The sequence below is a fragment of the Streptomyces aurantiacus genome, assembly GCF_001418335.1.
Taxonomy (GTDB): domain Bacteria; phylum Actinomycetota; class Actinomycetes; order Streptomycetales; family Streptomycetaceae; genus Streptomyces; species Streptomyces aurantiacus.
In genome coordinates, this window is record NZ_LIPP01000498.1 from 696 (window position 1) to 1040 (window position 345).

At 72.8% G+C, this 345-nt stretch carries 1 pseudogene; it reads left to right on the forward strand.

The annotated features are described in order from the left end of the window. A pseudogene (locus AOK01_RS39470) lies at nt 1-345 on the forward strand (hypothetical protein); the annotation flags it as partial.

Genomic DNA, 345 nt, shown 5'->3' on the forward strand with positions numbered 1-345 from the left:
TGACGGACGCCCTCGCGCAGGGCAGCACGCCCATGCAGGCCCGCCTCGAACGCGACGTCCTCGTCGCCGAACGCTCCGGCCTGCTCGCCGCGCTGAACGCGGTGGACGGCTCGCTCTGCTTCGGCCGGATCGACCTGTTCGCAGAATCCCCGCCGCCCTCGGAACAGGACTCCTCGGAACAGGACTCCTCCGGCCCCACGCACCACATCGGCCGCATCGGCATCCGTGCCGACGACGCCGACCACACCCCGGTCCTCATCGACTGGCGTGCCCCGGTCGCCCGCCCCTTCTACCTCGCCACCGGCCACACCCCCATGGGCCTGCGCCGCCGGCGGCACATCACCA